The sequence below is a fragment of the Aeromonas sp. 600724 genome (genome assembly GCF_049175135.1).
In the GTDB taxonomy this organism is placed as follows: Bacteria; Pseudomonadota; Gammaproteobacteria; order Enterobacterales; family Aeromonadaceae; genus Aeromonas; species Aeromonas veronii_A.
On the sequence record NZ_JAAKUM010000021.1, the window covers coordinates 25,356 to 43,776 of the forward strand.

16 protein-coding genes are annotated in these 18,421 nt (G+C 59.7%); 5 read left to right on the plus strand and 11 right to left on the minus strand.

Annotated features, from left to right (window positions below; all coding sequences use genetic code 11):
- Nucleotides 1-131: 131 nt before the first annotated feature.
- The 3 genes from G5168_RS18195 to dusB form a co-directional block, all read right to left on the minus strand.
- The gene (locus G5168_RS18195; RefSeq protein ID WP_266135449.1) at nucleotides 132-1,013 is read right to left on the minus strand and encodes a DMT family transporter; all 882 of its coding nucleotides are present in this window, start codon (nucleotides 1,011-1,013) and stop codon (nucleotides 132-134) included.
- Between the two features lie 112 nt (nucleotides 1,014-1,125).
- Nucleotides 1,126-1,422 carry a DNA-binding transcriptional regulator Fis gene (gene fis, locus G5168_RS18200; RefSeq protein ID WP_005309538.1) on the minus strand — a complete coding sequence of 99 codons (297 nt, stop codon included), beginning with the start codon at nucleotides 1,420-1,422 and terminating at the stop codon, nucleotides 1,126-1,128.
- Nucleotides 1,423-1,448: 26 nt separating this feature from the next.
- Entirely contained in the window at nucleotides 1,449-2,414 is a 966-nt protein-coding gene (gene dusB / locus G5168_RS18205) for a tRNA dihydrouridine synthase DusB (RefSeq protein WP_203119965.1), read from the minus strand.
- A 292-nt stretch (nucleotides 2,415-2,706) separates the two neighbouring features.
- Here dusB and G5168_RS18210 point away from each other — a divergent pair, with 292 nt between their 5' ends.
- From G5168_RS18210 to G5168_RS18225, 4 genes are all read left to right on the plus strand, one after another.
- Nucleotides 2,707-4,128 (plus strand): TolC family protein, encoded by a 1,422-nt coding sequence (locus G5168_RS18210; RefSeq protein WP_040065000.1) that lies wholly within the window; start codon nucleotides 2,707-2,709, stop codon nucleotides 4,126-4,128.
- Nucleotides 4,129-4,201: 73 nt separating this feature from the next.
- Nucleotides 4,202-5,206, plus strand: a complete 1,005-nt coding sequence (locus G5168_RS18215; protein ID WP_080764873.1) for an HlyD family secretion protein — start codon at nucleotides 4,202-4,204, stop codon at nucleotides 5,204-5,206.
- Nucleotides 5,206-6,360 carry an ABC transporter permease gene (locus G5168_RS18220; RefSeq protein WP_421252550.1) on the plus strand — a complete coding sequence of 385 codons (1,155 nt, stop codon included), beginning with the start codon at nucleotides 5,206-5,208 and terminating at the stop codon, nucleotides 6,358-6,360. The genes G5168_RS18215 and G5168_RS18220 overlap by 1 nt, the downstream gene beginning before the upstream one ends.
- Nucleotides 6,360-7,556 carry an ABC transporter permease gene (locus tag G5168_RS18225; RefSeq protein ID WP_266135447.1) on the plus strand — a complete coding sequence of 399 codons (1,197 nt, stop codon included), beginning with the start codon at nucleotides 6,360-6,362 and terminating at the stop codon, nucleotides 7,554-7,556. Before G5168_RS18220 ends, G5168_RS18225 begins: the two co-directional genes overlap by 1 nt.
- A 109-nt stretch (nucleotides 7,557-7,665) precedes the next feature.
- Here the strand turns inward: G5168_RS18225 and G5168_RS18230 are convergent, their stop codons facing one another.
- The 3 genes from G5168_RS18230 to G5168_RS18240 all read right to left on the minus strand — a co-directional run bounded on the left by G5168_RS18230 (nucleotide 7,666) and on the right by G5168_RS18240 (nucleotide 10,047).
- Nucleotides 7,666-8,301 carry an NAD(P)-dependent oxidoreductase gene (locus G5168_RS18230; RefSeq protein WP_266135446.1) on the minus strand — a complete coding sequence of 212 codons (636 nt, stop codon included), beginning with the start codon at nucleotides 8,299-8,301 and terminating at the stop codon, nucleotides 7,666-7,668.
- A 133-nt stretch (nucleotides 8,302-8,434) separates the two neighbouring features.
- A complete protein-coding gene (locus G5168_RS18235; RefSeq protein WP_021231966.1) occupies nucleotides 8,435-9,289 on the minus strand; it encodes a DnaA ATPase domain-containing protein in 855 nt (284 codons plus the stop codon).
- Nucleotides 9,290-9,357: 68 nt separating this feature from the next.
- Nucleotides 9,358-10,047, minus strand: a complete 690-nt coding sequence (locus G5168_RS18240) for a DnaT-like ssDNA-binding domain-containing protein (protein WP_421252551.1) — start codon at nucleotides 10,045-10,047, stop codon at nucleotides 9,358-9,360.
- 289 nt (nucleotides 10,048-10,336) lie between these two features.
- Between G5168_RS18240 and G5168_RS18245 the strand changes: the two genes are divergently transcribed.
- Entirely contained in the window at nucleotides 10,337-11,308 is a 972-nt protein-coding gene (locus G5168_RS18245; protein WP_421252552.1) for a response regulator, read from the plus strand.
- A 74-nt stretch (nucleotides 11,309-11,382) separates the two neighbouring features.
- Here G5168_RS18245 and G5168_RS18250 read toward each other — a convergent pair whose 3' ends face one another.
- From G5168_RS18250 to G5168_RS18270, 5 genes are all read right to left on the minus strand, one after another.
- Nucleotides 11,383-12,780 (minus strand): peptide MFS transporter, encoded by a 1,398-nt coding sequence (locus G5168_RS18250; RefSeq protein WP_021231963.1) that lies wholly within the window; start codon nucleotides 12,778-12,780, stop codon nucleotides 11,383-11,385.
- A gap of 213 nt (nucleotides 12,781-12,993) precedes the next feature.
- Entirely contained in the window at nucleotides 12,994-13,905 is a 912-nt protein-coding gene (galU, locus tag G5168_RS18255) for a UTP--glucose-1-phosphate uridylyltransferase GalU (protein WP_323915948.1), read from the minus strand.
- A gap of 96 nt (nucleotides 13,906-14,001) precedes the next feature.
- Nucleotides 14,002-14,322: a ComEA family DNA-binding protein gene (locus tag G5168_RS18260; protein WP_323915947.1), complete on the minus strand. Its 321-nt coding sequence runs from the start codon at nucleotides 14,320-14,322 to the stop codon at nucleotides 14,002-14,004.
- A gap of 377 nt (nucleotides 14,323-14,699) precedes the next feature.
- Nucleotides 14,700-16,880 (minus strand): phosphate acetyltransferase, encoded by a 2,181-nt coding sequence (pta, locus tag G5168_RS18265; protein WP_005339119.1) that lies wholly within the window; start codon nucleotides 16,878-16,880, stop codon nucleotides 14,700-14,702.
- 54 nt (nucleotides 16,881-16,934) lie between these two features.
- Complete coding sequence (locus G5168_RS18270; protein WP_005349210.1) at nucleotides 16,935-18,137, minus strand: acetate kinase; 1,203 nt, start codon at nucleotides 18,135-18,137, stop codon at nucleotides 16,935-16,937.
- Between the last annotated feature and the right edge of the window lie 284 nt (nucleotides 18,138-18,421).

Below are 18,421 nucleotides of genomic sequence, written 5' to 3' on the forward strand. Positions count from 1 at the left end.
TCATGGGGTATGCCCTTTAACCCTCTGGATACCAAGGGTTAAATGCCGTTAACAGAACGTCAGCATTGGCAGGACAAGATAAGCAAACAGGAGGGAAATGGGGACACCGCCCAGCAGGGCGGTGACGCGTATCAGGCGGGCGTTTTGAGGCGGGCACTACGCAACAGCAGGGGCAGTTGGTAGAGCACCAGGGCGCCGAGTACCAGTCCGGCACCGGCCAGTTTGGCGCCGCCGAGGGGTTCGCTGTAGAAGAGGGTGCTCAGCAGCAGGGTCCAGACCGGTTCCAGCAGCATCATCAGGGCGGCGTGGGCGGTAGTCATCTTGCTCAATGCGTGGGTGAGCAGCCAGTAGCGTAATGTGGTGGCGATCAAGACGCTCGCTGCAAACCAGCCCCAAATGCCGTGGCTGACTCCTGCCTCGGGCCACTGTTCGGTCAGCAGGGAGAGCAGGGTGCCGAGCAGGCCGGTCATCGCCAGCTGGATGCAGGTGAGCCAGGTGGGGGCAATGGATTGGGCGAAGTGGCGATGGACGGCAAGCTGGATACCGAGGGTGGTGGCCGCCGCCAGAAACCAGAACAGCGAGAGCGACACGCCCCAGTGGGTAGTGCTGGAGAGCAGCAGCAAACCGGCGATGGCGATAGGCAGGGTGAGCCAGTAGTGGCGGCCGGGCTTGGCCCGAAAGGCGGCCCAGGCGGCCAGCGGGGCCATCAGGGTGGCGACGCTCATGACAAAGGCGCCGCTGCCCAGCGCATCGCTCTGGCTGATGGCGGTGACCCACAGCAGCAGGCTGGCACCGAGCAGGGTGCCGCAACCGGCAGCGCGCAGCAGTTGAGCGCGGGTGGGCGGTGGTTCACGCAACCAAGCCAAGGGGAGCAACAGCAGGGCGGCCAGCAGGAAGCGGCTGCCGATAAAGGCGGCAGGGGGCAGTTCGCGGATCGCCTCTTTCGAGAAGAGCCAGCCAGCGGCGGCCAGCAGGGTGACCAGTACCATCAGCAGCAGGGGAGTGCGGTTCATCGGGGTCGTCATGGTGAAATGGAGGGGAGAGCATAAAGGAAAGGCGCCAGGTATTGCTACCTGGCGCCTTTCGCATCTGCCTTGAACCGCCGTCGCGGCTCGCGGCCAGCAATCAGTTCATGCCGTAACGCTTGAGCTTCTTGCGCAGGGTGCCACGGTTGATGCCCATCATCACGGCAGCGCGAGTCTGGTTACCACGGGTGTACTGCATGATCACGTCCAGCATCGGCGCTTCGACTTCGGAGAGAACCATATCGTACAGATCAATCACTTCCTGACCGTTCAACTGGGCCAGGTAGTTACGCAGGGCCTGTTGCACAGAGTCACGCAGGGGGCGCTGGGTCGGCTCGGCAGCGTGATTGTGAGTAGTTGTTACCAATGCATCAGAAGTCAGGGTTTGTTCGAACATATTCGGTCGGCTCTTTAGTTATCTTGTTAACCTAATCCATCGAAATACGCTTCGAGTGCCTCAAGTTGCGCGTCTGCGCAATCCAGGGCATTGAAGTGCTTACGGAATTCTCGGCCCGTCTCTTCTTCATCCAGATACCAGCCCACGTGTTTACGGGCTATGCGCGCTCCCAGATATGCACCATAAAACCGGTGCAGGTTGGTTACATGCTCGTTCATCAGGGTGCGAACCTCTTCCCTCTCGGGAGGCGGCAGCTTGGTGCCCGTCTCAAGAAAATGACGGATTTCCCGGAAAATCCAGGGTCGTCCTTGCGCAGCTCGGCCGATCATCACGGCGTCGACACCGGTATAGTCGAGGACATACCGGGCTTTCTCCGGGCTGTTGATGTCACCATTGGCGACAACAGGAATCGATACGGCCTGCTTAATCGCCCTGATCGTGTCGTACTCCGCTTCGCCCCGGTAGAGGCAGGCACGGGTACGACCATGCACGGCAAGGGCCGCGATACCGCAATCTTCGGCGATTCGGGCGATCTCCACGCCATTGCGGTTATCCGGATCCCATCCTGTGCGGATCTTCAAGGTGACAGGCACCTCCACTGCATCCACCACGGCCTGGCAAATTGCTTTGACCTGATCGGGGGCACGCAGAAGGGCAGAACCTGCCAACTTCTTATTCACTTTTTTTGCCGGACATCCCATGTTGATGTCGACGATCTGTGCGCCCTGCTCCACGTTGTAGCGGGCAGCAAACGCCATCATCTCGGGGTCGGCTCCGGCAATCTGGACCGATCGCAATCCGCCTTCTGCAGAGTGATCCATCCTCATCCGGGTTTTCTGGGTATCCCAGACATCCGGGTTGGCCAGCAGCATCTCGGAAACGGCCATGCCAGCCCCCAATCGCAAACAAAGTTCACGGAATGGTCGGTCAGTTACACCGGCCATGGGAGCCACAATCAAGGGAGTTTCAAGCGTGTGGGGACCTATCTGCATTCCACGGTTACCATCGGCTTAGGGCGGCGTATATTACGCATTTTTTAGGCAGGAGAAAAGGTTAGTATTTGAGCGTCAGCCATTTTTTTCTGAAAAAAACGTCGCGCCAAGGCTTGCAAATTCTGGAGTTATTGAAAAACGGCCAGATTGCCGGAGAGTGAGCGCTGTACCATTCGGGTCGGACGCCTGCATAATTGTCAGTCCACTTGCAGGCTCGCTTTGCGTTATGATAGCGGGCTTAAGTCGAGCAAATGCTCCAAACATTTATGCAACAAAAGCGGATTGGGGATCTATGACGTCAAGGTTCATTAAATCACTCTGGCCGTGTCTGATGGGGGCCGTGCTGGGGTCGGCGCAGGCGCAAACCATCAGTTTCGGCGAAGCCTGGACCCGGGTCATCCAACAGGATGAAGGGCTGGCTGCCGAACAGGCCGGGGTCGATCGGGCCAAGCAGCTGCGCGAGGCTGCCAAATCCATGTATCTGCCCAAGGTCGATGTGGGGGCCAGCTATACCCACCTCGATCAGCCGATGGAACTCGACATGATGGATCTCAACCCCATCGCCAACCATCCGGAGATGATCAAGGCGCTGCAGGGCATACTGGGCCAATTTCCGGTACCTCTTCCCCAACTCTCACATGACGACTTTGTTACTCCGCTGACCAAACAGAATGTCGTGACCAGCTCGGTCAAGATGCTCTGGCCGCTCTTTACCGGCGGTCGCATCGATGCGGCGCAGGATATCCGCCAGGCGCAGGTGAGCGAGGCGCAACAGCTGCTGGTGCTCAAGGAGCAGTCCACTTTCGAGAGCCTCTCCCAGGCCTATTTCGGTGTGGTGCTGGCAGGTCAGGTGGTACAGACCAAGCAGGATATTGAGGACGGGCTGGCCCGCCATCTGGATCACGCCAGGAAGCTCGAAGCGCAGGGGCAGATTGCCAAGGTGGAGCGCCTCTCCGCCCAGTCGGCCTATGATCGGGCCCGCATCGATACCCAGAAGGCGCGCCGCAGTCTCGAGATCGCCGAACTGGCCCTTGGCCGCATGCTGAAGTTGCCAGATGCCCAGCCGGGTAGCGGCCTGTTCGTCAATGAGGAGCTGCCGCGCCTCGAGGGGTTGGTGAGCCAGACCCTGGAGGTGCACCCCGGTCTCAAGCTGCTCACTGCCAAGAAGGAGCAGGCCAAGGGGATGATCCGGGTCGAGCAGGGCAAATATGCCCCCGAGGTGTTCCTGTTCGGCAACTACAACCTCTATGAAGATGATTCACTCGCCTCCAAAACAGCGCCGGACTGGCTGGTGGGGGTGGGGGTCAGCATGCCGCTGGTGAGCCGCGATGGCCGCTCCGAGACGGTGCAGGCCGCCAAGAGCGCCGAGCTGCAGGTCAATCTGCTGCAGGCCAAGACCCGCCAGGACCTGGAGTTGCTGGTAGAGAAGACCTGGCGCGAAGCGGCGCAGGGGCTGGAGGAGTATAAATCCCTCTCTTCCACTCAGGCGTTGGCAGAGGAGAACGTGCTGCTGCGGGACAAAGCCTTCGGGCAGGGGCTCTCTACTTCCCTTGATGTGGTGGATGCCCAGAACCAGCTGGCGGGGGTCAAGACCCAACGTGCGGCGGCGGCCTATCAATATGTGGTGTCGCTGGCCCGCCTGCTGGCGCTCTCCGGCCAGATGAACAGTTTCAATCAATATCAGCACGGTCAGGTGATCGAGGTGAGCTCATGATCGCACTCCAGTCCGTTCTTTTTTCTATCTCTGTTTCGACCGCCAAGGGTCGCCCGTTTGTCGAGGTGAAGTGATGAGCCATCCCCCCATCAAAAAGAAGATGAGCCAGGGTAAACCGCTGTTGTTGCCATTGGCGCTGGTGATCCTGGTGGTCTGGCTCGGCTGGCGTTTCTGGCTCGCCTATCAGCCGGAGCCGGTGCATCTGCAAGGGCAGATTGAAGCGCAGCAGTATTCGGTCTCCTCCAAGGTGCCGGGGCGCATCGACGAGGTGCTGGTGAAAAAGGGTGATCAGCTGACCAAGGATCAACTGGTCTTTACCCTGGCGAGCCCCGAGATTGAGGCCAAGCTGAGCCAGGCCAAGGCCGGTGAAGCGGCGGCGGGAGCGCTGGCGCAGGAGGCGGAGAAGGGGGCGCGAGCCCAGCAGATCGCCGCTGCCAAGGATCAGTGGCAAAAAGCCAAGGCGGCAGCCGCCTTGCGCGGCAAGACCTATGAGCGGGTTGCCAGCCTGCACCGTGACGGCGTGATGCCGCTGCAAAAACGTGATGAGGCCTGGACCGCCTGGCAAGCCGCCCGCTATAGCGAAGGGATGGCATGGCAGCAGTACCAGATGGCGTTGGAAGGGGCGCGGGAAGAGACCAAGATCGCCGCTCGCGAGAAGGCCAAAATGGCGGCGGGTTCCGTGGCCGAGGTTGAGGCTTATCTGGCCGATACCCGCATCGTCAGCCCCCACTCAGGCGAGGTAAGTCAGGTGCTGCTGCGCAGCGGCGAGCTGGCGCCGCAAGGCTTCCCGGTGGTGACCCTGCTCGACATGAGCGATGCCTGGGCCCAGTTCCACGTTCGCGAGGATCTGCTGCCCCGCTTCCCGGTCGGTACCGAGTTCGATGCCCGCATCCCGGGCCTTGGCGATCAGATGGTGCGCTTCAAGGTGACTCATGTGGCCGTGATGGGTGATTTCGCCACCTGGCGCGCCACCGATACCCGTCAGGGTTTCGATATGAAGAGCTTCCAGGTGGAGGCTCGCCCGCTGCAACCGGTTGAGGGGCTGCGGGTTGGCATGAGTGTGCTGGTTGAACTCTGATGGGACGTGAATTTCGGCTGCTGTGGCAGGATCCGTTCAGTCGTGCCCTGATGAGCTGGGTGCCGCTGCTGCTGATGGGGATCCTCTGCTGGATCTTCTCGGCAGGGTTGGCCCGCGACCTCAAGGTAGGGCTGGTGGATCTCGACCACAGCGTGCTCTCGCGCCAGCTCGCCTTCTCGCTGGATGGCTCGGCCGGGCTCAAGGTGGCGCAACAGTTTGACTCCATCGATGCCGGTGCCCACGCCCTGCGCGGTGGCGACATCTATGCGCTGGTGGTGATCCCCAACCATCTGGAGCGGGATGCCCGTCAGGGCACCCAGCCGCAGGTGACGGTGTTCAACAACGGCCAGTTCATCCTGATCGCCAAGCTGGTCAACTCGGCGCTGGCGCAGGTGGTAGGTACCCTTAACGGTCAGGTCGGCGTGCTGGAGGCGATGGCCGATGGCAAGGCGCTGCCCGGCGCACTCGGGCAGTCGGTGCCCATCAGCAGTCAGGTAACGGCGCTCTATAACCTCAACTCCAGCTACGCCCAATTTCTGTTGAGTGTCATTCTGCCAGCCGTATGGCAGATCCTGGTGGTGCTGTTCGGCCTCAATGCGCTGGCCCGTACCGATCGGCTGGGGCTGGACTGGACCACGCGCGGTGTCTGGTTTGGTCTCTGGCGCACCCTGCTGCCCCACGTGCTGATTGGCTGGGGCTGGGGGATTGTCTGGACGCTGCTGCTGTTCAAGGGATTCTCATACCCCATGCACGGTAGCTGGCTGGTATTGCTGGTGGGGCTGGGGCTCGCCTCGGCCGCCTGCGTCACCATGGGGGCCTTCTTTTACGGCATCATTCGGGATCCGGCCCGCGCCCTGTCGTTAGCGGGGGCTTACACTGCGCCCGGTTTCGCCTTTATGGGGGTCACCTTTCCGGTGAGTGCCATGGGAGATTTCGCCCGCTTCTGGCGCAGCCTGTTGCCGGTCTCTCACTATGTGGAGCTGCAGATTGGTCAGAGCAACTACGGTCTGCCCCTCTCATCGGCGCTGCCGCAACTGGGGGCGCTGCTGCTGTTCCTGCTCCCCCTGCTGCTGGTGGTACGACGTTACAAGCAGCAGGCCGAGCTGGCCCGTCAATCAGCCGCAGTGGCGGTCGCCGAAAAGGAGCCTGAGTGATGTTGGGATTTGTCGATCTGTTGCGCCTAGAGCTGCGCACCCTGCTGGCGGATCGCGCCATCATGCTGACCCTGTTTGGCGGGGTGATCTTCTACTCGTTTCTCTATCCCCAGCCCTATCTGCATCAGCTGCCGCGGGAAGAGGCGGTGGTGGTGGTCAACGACGATGGCAGTCAGTTGTCCCGTCAGCTGGAGTTTATGGCCGATGCCACGCCGCAGGTAAAGCTGGTGGCGCGAGCCAATTCGCTGGCCGAGGCGCGCCAGCTGATGATGGCCGGGGATGCGAGCGGCATCCTGCACATCCCCAACCACTTCTATCGTGATCTGATGCTGGGCAAGAGCGTCACCCTGAGCTATGCCGGTGATGCCTCCTACTTTCTGGTCTACGGCACCATTGCCGAAGGACTGGCGCAGGCCGGTGGCACTCTCGCCGCGCAGGTGAAGGTAGCGCGGCTGTTGAGCCATGGCGAGGCGCTGCCACAAGCGGCCATGGGCTGGAATGCGGTGGCCCTCAACGTGGTGCCGGTGTTCAACCCAACCATGGGCTATGTGAATTACGTGGTGCCGGCGGTGTTCGTGCTGATCCTCCATCAGGTGTTGCTGATGGGGGCGGGGATCCTGGGGGCGACCCAGAACCAGCGCAGCTGTCGCGGCGAGCACGGTTACTGGCAAAGCGCGCCTGTATTGCCGCTGCTGCTGGCCAGAACCCTGGTGCTGGCGGGGCTGTTCCTGCTGCCGGTGAGCTACTTCCTGGGCTTCTGCTTCGATCACTACAACATCGCCCGTCATGCCGATCCGCTGGAGCTGTGGTTGTTCGCTCTGCCGTTCCTGCTGGCGACCTGCTGGTTCGGGATTGTGTTGGGGGCGATCTTTACCCGGCGCGATCTGCCCACTCAGGTGGTGCTCCTCTCCTCCCTGCCGCTGGTCTTTCTGGCGGGCTTTATCTGGCCGCTGGAGCTGATCCCGGCCCCCCTCAACTGGCTGGCTCAGTGGGTGCCCACTATCCCCGCCATCGAGGGTTTTCTGCGGCTCAACCAGATGGGGGCCGACTTTGCGCAGGTTTCCCGTTACTGGTGGCAACTATGGGGTCTGGCGCTGCTCTACGGCGCGCTGGCCTGCCTGCTGCTGCGTTGGCGGCAGCAGTCATTGCCGGTGGCCAGCCAGCCGATCGTGCAGAGTGAGACGACCGCCGGTTAAGCGGGATAGGGCAAGTGCCCGTGAGATAGCGTGTGCGGTAAAGCGAAAACGGTCAGCCCTTGGGCTGACCGTTTTGTTATGTGGTGGGGTTAAGCGGTTTACTGCTGCTTTAGCCACGCTGGAGTGTGGGATCCCCGATGGCGTAGATCTGCCCCACCGCCGTCTCATCCGCCAGCAGGCGCAGCCCTTGGGCGGCCACATCGGCGCGGCGCACCAGTCCGTGTACCTCCTTGCCCTGACTCAGTTCGGCACGGCTGGTGGCGTCGCCATCCTGCAGGCCCGCAGGGCGCAGAATGGTCCATGCAAGGGAGCTGGTCTGCAGCCAGCTCTCCGCCAGACTCTTGAGACGCACCTCGTGACCGAAGGCGGCGCGTGCCCGCTCCGGCAGATACTGCCAGCTGTCGCCACAGCCGAGGGAGGTGACCAGCAGCAGCCGTTTCAGGCCTGCCTGCTCCATGGCATCGATCACATGTCGGTTGCCCTGATAGTCCACCGGCGCCGTCTGACGGAAGCTGCCGAGGGTAGAGACGACCTGTGCATCTTGCCCTGCACGGACACATGCCTGCTGCACCGCAGCCGGATCCAGCGCATCCCCCTCGATCACCTCAACTCCCAGTGCACTCAGTTCCATGGCCATCTCGGGGCTGCGCACCAGCGCAACGACCCGGTGACCCTGGCTCAGGGCGTGGTGAGTAAAGGCGCGGCCCAGCCCGCGGCTGGCTCCGAAAATCAGTGTGGTTGGCATAGATGAGCTCCCTTGGCAAAAGGGGCTAGCCTAGTGGCTTGTTCGCTTGCTGTAAATGAGAGTTGTTTCTATTTGTGAGCTAGCAGGGAGGAGAGAGTGCGAGCCGCCAGCGACTCGCACTCTTTGAGAGGCATCAGCCGCTGTAGTTGCCGATGCTGGGGCGACGGCTTGGGCCGCTCAGGTGGATATCCACCGGATTGAATGCCTTGATCGCCTCATAGCTGAAATCACCGATCGCCTGATGCAGGCTCTGGGGCGTGTGGTTGGTGATGATGATGACGCTCTTTGACAGGTTGCGACGGCGGCGCAGCAGGTGGCCGAGGAAGCTGGACTGGCTTTCCGCCATTTTGGCGCGGTTGGCCGATACCTCGTCGATGATCAGTAGATCCACCTCTTCCAGTGCGCGGCGGTACTGGTTGCGCTCATCCTGGTCGGGGATGACGTTGAAGAACAGCCGATCGACGATGGAGGCCCACTGCTGGAAGATCACCGATTTCTGGTGACGGGCGATCAGCTCATGCGCCACCGCTCCCGCCAGCGTTGACTTGCCGGTGCCGTAGTCGCCGTAGATCAGCATGCAGCCGCCACCGCTCTTCTCCCAGTGCTCGAAGCCGCTGATAAAGTAACGGGCTGTTTCGATGGGGTATTGCAGCGCCGGGTCACCGGCATCCATCTTGTCGAACACCCAGTCAGGGTTGAGGTCGGCCTGGGCGATCAGCTTCTGGATCCGCTCCTGACGGGCCGCCTTCTGCAGCTCGCGCACCTCGGCGTTGGCCTTGGCGTCGTACTCCTTGCGCAGGGTCTCGTAGTCATACTGGCCGCCACCGGTCTCTTGTTGCAGGCGACGAATGCGTTCCAGCAGGCCACCTACATGACGGCTCAATTCCGGGTCGTGAACACGGTGGTCCTGCTTGGCCTTGGCGATCTTCTGGCGCTTGGCTTCGATCTCTTCCAGCTCCTGGCGCAGGGGATCTTGCGGGTCAGTCATGGAATGCTCCTTCTGCTTGATCAGGGATGGGACAGGGGTCTGATTCTGCCTGCAGCAGGCAGATGGTATCAATCATTATCCGGTGTCTGGGCAGGCATCTGCTGGCTCTCTGCCAGCCGCTTTGCCTCTTCAATCATCTGTTGGGCCCGTTTGCTGGGGCCCGCCTCTGCCGGGGCCGGCGTCACCTGCTGGTAGCCCTGCACCTCCATCGGCTTGCGACGGGTATAGCGGCGGGTCTTGAGGGCGCGAATGAACTTGAGCATCCATTGATGCTGGGAGTCGAACACCTCGGGGCGCCCCAGCCAGTAGGCGATAAACTCCCCCAGATCTTCTTCGCTATAGCTGGCATCGATCACCCCGCACAGTCGGGCGAGGGCGGGCAGCTCCTCGTCCGGTCGCCATTGCAGATGCATCTGGAAGGGGCGCTCCGGCAGCGGGCTGCGCAATTTCTGGGTCAGCAGTGGCAATTGGAACGGGCACTGATGGTAGTGCTCACTCTCGGGCTGAGCCTCGACCTGCAGCAGGCCCGCCTCCATCAGTTCATCGAACAGCTCGGTGAGCTGACGGGCATTGACCTGAAACGAGAAGCCGCAGGGATCACCCGGATCGACCACTGCCAGTGCCCGACCCAGCTCGGGATAGTTGAGCCGGGCCGCCTGATTTTCCAGCACCAGTCGGCGCAGCTGCAGGGTATAGAGGCTGCGAGCCGGATGGGACAATCTGGGGTGGGCAAGGGCGCTGTATTCGGCTGGGGTCATGGTCTTCTTCACGAGCTGGAGTGGGGGGCATTATCCCCTATGGTGCTCTCCTGCACAATTCGTCACACTGCAAGTGAGTGCCCTGCATGGTCGGGTGGTGAAAATTGAGCGTACCGCGGAGCGTTGAGCAGGGAGAGCGGGATTGTGTCGATAATCCAGCAGCTTGCACTATTTTGGTATGCAGATTAGCCAATCCGGCTATTTGTGACGCAAGGCACGCGGCATTTCTGCTGATTTAGACTAGTCTTATTACTTAAATAAACAATTGACTCATAAGGTTTTTGTCAACATGCCAAAACCCGGACTGCGGATCCTGGTGGTGGAAGACGAAGCAGTTTTTCGCCATTCGTTAGTGAGTTACCTCGCGCGGGACGGGGCAACGGTCTTTCAGGCCGAAGATGGTATTGAGGGGCTATCGGCGGCGGCCCTCTACCATCCCGATGTGGTGCTCTGCGATCTCAATATGCCCAATATGGATGGCCACGAGGTGATCGCCTGCCTCTCTGCGCGCTATCCCCATATTCCGGTTATCGTCATTTCGGCCCAGAGCACCATGGAGGCGGTCGCCAGCGCCTTGCGTGCCGGTGCGCGGGACTATCTGCTCAAACCCCTCGAGGATTACGCACTGGTCGAGCGCAGTATCGAACTGTGTCTCAACGGCAGCGCCAACCGGGCGCAGCAACTGGAACTGATGGGGCACCTCGACTATTTCAGTGCCCACGACAAGGCGGCCAGCCGCCTGCTGGCGGGGCTCAAGCCGCCGGGCTTGCAGGAATGGGGCCCCTGGCAGGTCACGTTCAAGGGGCTGGGGCAGTTGTTTATTCCCGATACCTTCAAGGTGGAAGACAAGCTGCTGGTGCTGGTGATGGAGCTGCCGATCATGGGGGCGGATGCGGCATTTTGTGGTGCGCTGGTGCGATCCTTGATGAATGTCCCCTACCGCCAGTTTCAGCAGAACGAGAGCCGGTTGCTGAGCCAGCCGCACCGGTTGCTCGACTACCTCAACCATCAGTTGATGGCATCCGGGCTTCGCCACTCTTTTGCCATGGCGGCGCTGCTGTTTGATCAGCATGATGGGCTGGTGTTTGCCAACGCCGGGCTCACCTCTCCCCACTGGCTGATGCGCTCCGGCGGCTTGCCCCTTGGCCTGATGCGCAGTAGCCACTACGCCCTGCACAAACGCAGCTGGCATGAACCGTTTGCCCTGCAGTTTCGCAGCGACAGCGGCGGCGCGCTGGATGTGCAGGTTCGTCATCACTGATGCCGCCTGATAAACAGGCCAAAACAAATAGGGCGCCCATCGGCGCCCTTTTTGTTGTTTACAATCCTGACCGTTTAGACGGTGGCGGATTGCAGTTTCTTCTCTTGAGCTTGCGGCTCTTTGGCCGGGCCTTCGGCACCGTGCATCCAGTAAACCAGGCGGTTGGCCATGGTCAGCAGGATCAGTGCACTAAGTACTGCAGCCAGGGCGATGCCACCGAAGATGGCGATCGGGCCGGCTTCACCCACGAAGGAGCCGATAAAGCCCGCAGCGTAGTTGGCCAGGGCAACGAAGCCAAACCAGGCACCCATCATCAGGGAAGCCAGACGCAGCGGAGCCAGTTTGGTCACCATGGAGAGGCCGATCGGGGAGAGGCAGAGCTCGCCCAGGGTGTGGAACAGGTAAGCACCTACCAGCCAGAACATGGAGGTCTTGACGGTGTTGTCACCACCCTGCTGCAGCACGGCACCGACCATGAACAGGAAGCCGATAGCCAGGAACAGCAGACCCATGGCGAATTTCACCGGAGAGTTCGGCTCTTTCTTGCCGAGCTTGATCCAGATGGCCGCAACGACCGGTGCCAGGGTGATAATGAAGAAGGGGTTCAGGGACTGGAACCAGGCGGTCGGCACTTCGAAGCTGCCGATCATGCGGTCGGTATACTCCTGGGTGTAGAGGTTCATCAGACCACCGGCCTGCTCGAAACCGGCCCAGAAGATGATGGTGAACAGACCCAGTACCAGAATAACCTTGATGCGATCCACTTCCTGCTTGGTCAGCGGTGCTTTCTGCTCGGTAGTACGCAGGGCTGCTGCGCGCTGGGCGGCAGTGACACGACCGATGTCACCCAGGAAACGCTGGGCCATGGTGGCCTGGATCACCAGAGAGAGCAGCATACCGATACCGGCGCCGACGAAGGCGGCTTGCCAGCCGTAGGCGGTGGCAGCAGCACCACAGATCACGCCTGCCAGCAGGGAACCCAGGTTGATACCCATGTAGAAGATGGTGAAAGCACCATCACGGCGGTGATCGCCCTCTTCATAGAGGTCACCCACCATGGTGGAGATGTTCGGTTTGAACAGGCCATTACCCACGATCAGCAGCGCGAGGCCCGCGTAGAACATGGTGTTGACCATATCCGGGAACATGGCGTGGGGCAGTGCCAGAGTGAACTGACCTGCGGCCATCAGCACGGCACCGATCAGGATGGCGCGACGTTGACCCAGGAAGGTGTCAGCCAGCCAGCCGCCGATCAGCGGAGTGATATAAACCAGACCGGTATAGATACCGTAGAGTTTGAGGGCATCTGCCTGACTCCAGCCCAGACCGCCGTTGGCAGTCAGGTCGGTCAAATAGAGCACCAGCACGGCACGCATGCCGTAATAGGAGAATCTCTCCCACAGTTCGGTACTAAAGAGCAAAAAAAGCCCTTTAGGGTGACCTAAAAAGGTCCCTTTTGACGGGTTATTCATTGGAACTTCCACCTGTGTCTTATATTTTTTTGAGTTTTTTATGCAAGGGCGAGAAACACGCCTCAATCCTTATAGAGCATGTGTGAATAAATTACAACATTATGATTTGCTGAGAGTTTATTTACTCTTGATTGATTTTTTGTTGCAAAAATGAAAAAGGAGCATCATTTGATGCCCCTTAAATACGTCTATAAAAAACAGATTTATCAGCGATTACAACTGCTTGACGAACTGCTTCAGCCAGCCGATGAATTCACCATTTAGCTCGTGATGGCGCACACCATATTCCACATTGGCTTTCATGTAACCGAGCTTGCTGCCGCAATCGTGGCTCTTGCCCTTCATGAAGTAGGCGTTGACTTGCTCCTGCTCCATCAGCATGGCGATGGCGTCAGTCAGCTGGATCTCGTCACCGGCACCGGCCGGGGTTTTCTCCAGCAGCGGCCAGATATTGGAGGAGAGGACATAACGACCCACCACCGCCAGATTGGAGGGGGCTTCGTCACGGGGCGGCTTCTCGACAATGGCCTGCATCGGCAGGGACATCCCCTCGCTCAGGGCCTCGCCCTTGATGTCGGCGATGCCGTACTTGTCCACTTCGCTCTCCGGAACCGCTTCCACCATGATCTGGCTGATCTGGTTCTCTTCGTACATGTGCACCATCTCGGCCAGGTTGTCCTGCTTGGGGTTGCTGGCAATGTCGTCGATCAGCACATCCGGCAGCAGCACGGCAAACGGGTTGTCACCGATCAGCGGGCGGGCGCACAACACAGCGTGGCCCAGACCTTTGGCCTCACCCTGACGGACGTGCATGATAGTGACGTCTTTCGGGCAGATCTGTTGCACCTCTTCCAGCAGTTGACGCTTGACCCGCTTCTCGAGGGTAGCTTCCAGTTCGAAACTCTTGTCGAAGTGGTTTTCGATGGAGTTCTTGCTCGAGTGGGTGACCAGCACGATCTCTTTGATCCCGGCGGCGATAGCTTCGCGCACTACGTACTGGATCAGCGGTTTGTCGACCACCGGCAACATCTCTTTCGGGATGGCCTTGGTGGCTGGCAGCATACGGGTACCCAGACCGGCTACCGGGAGCACGGCCTTACGAACTGTCAGAGGAGTCTTTTTCATGGAAAACTATCCAGCGGGATTAAAGTGCGGCCATGATACTCCAAGAAAAATGGGGCAGCCACAGGCTGCCCCATTCGTATATGCAGAGCTCGGACGTTATTTGACGATGATCATGTCACGGTTGGCTTCCAGCGTGGCCGGGCCAATGCCATTGACATCCGCCAGCTGATCGACTGAGGTGAACTTTCCCTGTTTTTCCCGATAGTCGACGATGGCTTGTGCCTTCTTGTCGCCAATCCCTTTCAGGCTGGTGAGTTCGGCAAGGGTGGCCGTATTGATATTCAGCTTGCCGGTCTCCTTGGCGACCGCGGTCGTGGTTGTTTGCTTGGGCGTTGCTTTATCTGCGGCCAGCACGGGTTGGCTGAACAGGGGCAAGCAGGCCAGCAGCATGACTGCAGAGAGCTTCTTCATCAGCATTTCCATTCCTCCATGATGTGGATATTGCCGAGCGGCACATTGATGAATAGCGTATCGAACGGGTCTTTTTCACTGCTATTTCTAACAGGTCAAATCCTCATGCCGATGACGAAATATTTGCTATAAGCGCTTCGCTATGAATGCCCTCATATATCCAACCTTATGATCTTGAATCTATTTTAGATACATCTTTAAGGTGGCGGGCACTCTTTCCCGCGGCGCTACGCTCGAGACATTTCTGGCACTTCACATGGCATTATTCTGTGCAACACTGCGCTGATGGCATGTTTCACTGGTCTTCAAAAGAGAACCAATAAAAAAGGCTGCTCACCTGGGGTGAGCAGCCTTTGTGATCGGTTTTTTCAGACAGGCACTGATTAGGCTTGTTCGTCAGCCTGGGCAGCCTGGATACCGGTCAGGGCGATGGTGTAGACGATGTCGTCAACCAGGGCGCCACGGGAGAGGTCGTTGACCGGCTTGCGCATGCCTTGCAGCATGGGGCCGATGGAGACCAGGTCAGCGGAACGCTGCACCGCTTTGTAAGTGGTGTTACCGGTGTTCAGGTCAGGGAAGACGAACACGGTGGCTTTACCGGCAACCGGTGAGTTCGGTGCCTTGGACTTGGCCACGTTCTCCATGATGGCCGCGTCGTACTGCAGCGGGCCGTCGATGATGAGGTCGGGGCGCTTGGCCTTGGCCAGCTCGGTCGCTTCACGCACTTTCTCTACATCGGCACCGGCGCCAGAGGTACCGGTAGAGTAGGAGATCATGGCGACGCGCGGCTCGATGCCGAACGCGGCTGCGGAGTCGGCGGACTGGATGGCGATCTCGGCCAGCTGCTCGGCAGTCGGGTCCGGGTTGATCGCGCAGTCACCGTAGACCAGCACCTGGTCAGGCAGCAGCATGAAGAAGATGGAGGAGATCAGTGAAGAGCCCGGAGCGGTCTTGATGATCTGCATCGGCGGACGGATGGTGTTGGCAGTGGTGTGCACCGCGCCGGATACCAGGCCGTCAACTTCATTGCGCTCCAGCATCATGGTACCCAGTACCACGTTGTCTTCAAGCTGCTCGCGGGCAACCACTTCGGTCATGCCCTTGTTCTTGCGCAGCTCGACCAGACGCGGCACATAGCGCTCGCGCACAACGGCCGGATCGATGATTTCGACGCGATCGGTCAGTACCACACCCTGCTGTTCGGCAACGCGACGGATCTCTTCCGGGTTACCCAGCAGCACCGGACGGGCAATGCCACGCTCGGCACAGATGGCGGCAGCCTTGATGGTGCGCGGCTCGTCACCTTCCGGCAGCACGACACGCTTGTTGGCCTGACGGGCCAGCTCGGTCAGCTGATAACGGAATGCCGGCGGGCTCAGACGACGGGAACGGGTAGAGCTGACGGTCAGTGACTCGATCCAGTGTTTGTCGATGTGGCCAGCGACGTAGTCCTGTACCAGCTCGATACGCTCGCGGTCATCTTCCGGAATATCGACGTTGAAGTTCTGCAGGCTTACGGCGGTCTGCCAGGTGTTGGTACCGGTCATCATGATCGGCAGGCCGGTGGCCATGGCCTGTTGGCACAGCGCCATTACCTGTGGCTCCGGATGATAGTTACCGGTCAGCAGCAGGGCGCCCAGCTTGACGCCGTTCATGGCGGAGAGGCAGGCGGAGACGATGACGTCAGAGCGGTCGCCGGAGGTCACCAGCAGGCTGCCCGGACGGAAGTGCTCAACCATGTTGTGGATGGAGCGGGCACAGAAGGTCACGGTCTGCAAACGGCGGCTGTCCAGCTCGCCTTTGTGCAGGATCTTGGCGGCCAGATGCTTGGCAAGATCCTTGGCGCGCGGGGCGATCAGCTGGGTGTTCCAGGGGATGCAACCCAGGATGCGCAGCGGGCTCTTGCCAAACACTTGCAGCACTTCCAGGTTGTGAGCCGCGTCAGAAGCGTGGTGATGGGCCTCGAACATCTCGGTCAGGTCAGGGCGGGTTACGCCATGCTCGTCAACCGGCGCGCCCACCTTGTTGATCACGCAACCAACGATGCGGGGGTTGTTGACACCACCGAAGTTGGAGCAGGCCAGCTCAATGCGCTCTTTCAGCTTCTGGCTGGAGTCATGGCCCGGGTGGGTCACGAATACCATGTCAGCGTCCAGCGCCTTGGCGACGTCGTAGTTCAGCTTGTTGGCAAAGGGCTGCTTGTCGGTCGGCACCATACCTTCGACAACCAGCACTTCGGCACCACTGGATTTCACGTGCTCTTCGAAGCGGGCAACGATCTCTTCCAGCAGGATATCGGTGTTGCTGGAGCTGATCATGTTCTCGGCGTAGGAGAGGGTGAAGGGCTCGGGCGGGTTGATGTTGGCAGCTGCGCGGATAACGGCGGTTGAGCGCTCTGCGCCGGTTTCACCCGGACGCGGCTGGGCAACCGGTTTGAAGAAGCTGACATTGACACCGTGACGCTCCATGGCGCGAACAACGCCCAGACTCACGGAAGTTACGCCGACACCTGTGCCGACCGGGATAAGCATAATAGTGCGTGCCACTTTATACCCCTTGTTCATTTTTTGGGATCAGGAAAAGGCCGCCCTGTGGGCGGCCTCGAGTTACTGCGTCAATTAAGCGCCGACCAGTTCCAGCGCGTCGTGGGCGATAACCCACTCTTCGTTGGTCGGGATAACCAGGGCCTTGGTAGAGCCAGCCTTGGTGATCTCGCCACCCTTGCCGAAACGAGCCTTCAGGTTGGCGTCGTGATCGACGTCAAAGCCCAGCAGACCCAGCTTGTTCAGGGTGATTTCACGGATCGGGGCGGAGTTTTCACCGATACCACCGGTGAAAACAACGGCGTCCAGACGACCGTCCATGGCGGCAGCGTAGGCGCCGATGTACTTGGCCAGGCGATAGCAGTAAACGTCCATAGCACGCTTGGCTTCTTCTTTGCTGTCGTAGTTGTCTTCAACAAAACGGCAGTCGGAGGTGACTTCGGTCAGACCCTGCAGGCCGGACTCTTTGGTCAGCATGGTGTTGATATCGGCCACGCTCATGCCCAGCTTGTCGTGCAGGAAGAAGATGATGGCCGGATCCAGATCACCGGAACGGGTACCCATCACCAGACCTTCCAGCGGAGTCAGACCCATGGAGGTATCAACAGATTTGCCGTTCTTGATGGCGCAGACGGAACCGCCGTTGCCCAGGTGGCAGTTGATGATGTTCAGCTCTTCAACCGGCTTGTTCAGCTGCTTGGCAGCTTCCAGGCTGATGTAGTAGTGGCTGGTGCCGTGAGCGCCGTAGCGACGGATGCCATTCTCTTTGTAGAGCTTGTACGGCAGGGCGTACAGGAAGGCTTCTTCCGGCATGGTCTGGTGGAACGCGGTATCGAATACGGCCACGTTCTTGTCAGCCAGCGCCGGGAATACGCGGCGAGCTTCACGGATACCGATCAGGTGAGCCGGGTTGTGCAGCGGTGCGTACGGAACGGCGGCTTCGATGCCGGCGATCACGTCTTCGCAGATGACAACGGAAGAGGTGAAGCGCTCGCCACCGTGAACAACACGGTGACCGATGGCGATCAGGTTCTTGGACAGTTCCGGATTGAGCGGCAGGATCTTGTTGACGATGAAGTCCAGCGCTTCCTGGTGAGCGGCACCCGCGCCCAGATCGGCACTGCCTTTCTCGCCATTCAGTTTCCACTTGATGCGGGCGTCGTCGAGGTTGAAGCACTCGGCCAGGCCGGACAGCAGGTCATCACCGGTGGTTGCGTCAATGACGGCAAACTTCAGGGAAGAGCTGCCACAGTTAAGAACAAGAACCAGCTTACTCATGAATAAATCCTATCGCAGATTGGGTTGTGTAGGCGGATGCGTTGGACGCGGTGCGGCCAAAAACTTTCAACTTATCCTTATGAGGGTTGGCAATCTGTTGCTTGCCCCTTGTATAGTGATACAAGACCCGAAATCCAGACGTCCCTGACAGGTCAATAGCAAGAAGCTTTTGACGCAAAAATGGGCGTACAAAGGATAACCCGATTGTTGAAAAATAACAAAGTCATCCTCAACCTTTGTTACTTTGCATCAAATTTTGTCGAGGTTTTGCCGTTAGTACGTTC